The 1,267-nt window shown below is 73.8% G+C and carries 1 protein-coding gene; it reads right to left on the bottom strand.

Going from position 1 to position 1,267, the window contains the following annotated elements; all coding sequences use genetic code 11:
- Positions 1-1,267, bottom strand: a 1,267-nt coding sequence (locus tag P409_RS34645) for an FGGY family carbohydrate kinase (RefSeq protein WP_052121722.1), incomplete at both ends; no start/stop codon positions are given.

The raw sequence follows: 1,267 nt of genomic DNA, 5'->3' as shown, positions 1-1,267 counted from the left end.
CCAGCGCCGCGGCGCCGAACGCCGTGCGCTCGCCGAACTCCCGCACCCGCACTGCCCGGCCCGAGGCATCGGCCAGGAATTGGGCGAAGTAGCCGCTGCGCGATACCCCGCCATCGATCGAAATCTCGTCCGCCGGCGCGGCATGCGACGCGATGGCCGTGACGATGCTGCCGGTCAGGAAGGCGATGCCTTCCAGCAGGGCCTGGCAAAGGTCGGCCCGCGTCATGTCGGGCCGCAGCCCGAGGATCAGCGGGGCGGCCGAACGGTCCCAATGCGGGCAGCCGAGGCCGGAGAAAGCCGGCACGAACACCAGCCCGCGCCCGATCGCCGGCGGCGCCGTGAAGCCGTCGAAATCCGCCATGCCGTCGGCGAGCTTCGCCTGGAGCGCCCATTCGATCGCCGAGCCGACATCCTGGACGCCGCCGTCGATGGCGTAGACCAGCCCCTGCCCCAAATCCCAGGCGACGGTCGGCAGCAGGCCCGAGGCCAGGACCGCATGGGGCGGTTCATGGCCCGCGACGGCCAGGGCGAAGGCGCCGGTGCCGAAGGTGATCTTGGCGTCGCCCGGCTGCCGGCAGCCATGGCCGTACAGCGCCGCCTGCTGGTCGACGATCGCGGCCGCGACCGGGATGCCGCCAACCCGGCCGAAGCCGGCGATGTTGGACCGGATCTCGGGCAGGCAACCGATCGGCACGCCGAACAGCCGGCACAGCTCCGGGTCCCATTCGCCGGTGGCGATGTTCATCAGGCCGGTGCGCGACGCCGTGGCCCGGTCGGTCGCGAAGGTGCCGGCCAACCGGTCGAGGAAATAGGCGTCGGTCGTGCCCAGCCGCAGCCGCCCGGCCTGCAGCGCCGCAGCGGCCGCGGGCAGCGATCGGCCGATCCAGGCCAGCTTCGCGGCAGAGAAATAGGGGTCGAGGGGCAGGCCGGACCGGGACGCCACCTCGTCGGCCACGCCCTCGCCGGCCAGGTCGGCCAGCACCTGCACCGTGCGCGTGTCCTGCCAGACGATCACCGGCGACAGCGGCTCGCCGCTGACGGCGTCCCAGGCCAGGCAGCTCTCGCCCTGGTTGGCCAGCCCGATCGCGTCGGCCGGGCCGGCCGCGGCCAGTAGCTGCCGGATATTGGCCAGAAGCTCGGCCGGGTCCTGCTCGACCCGGCCCGGCTGCGGGTGGCGCACGGCATGGCGCAGGCTGCCGGCGATCTCCGCCCGCCCGTCGGCCTCGACGGCCAGCACCCGGGTCGAGGCGGTTCCCTGGTCGATGGC

The organism is Inquilinus limosus MP06 (assembly GCF_000767795.1).
Classification (GTDB): Bacteria; Pseudomonadota; Alphaproteobacteria; order DSM-16000; family Inquilinaceae; genus Inquilinus; species Inquilinus limosus_E.
Note: the sequence above shows the minus strand (reverse complement) of the source record. Positions and strands in the feature narration are given on the sequence as shown.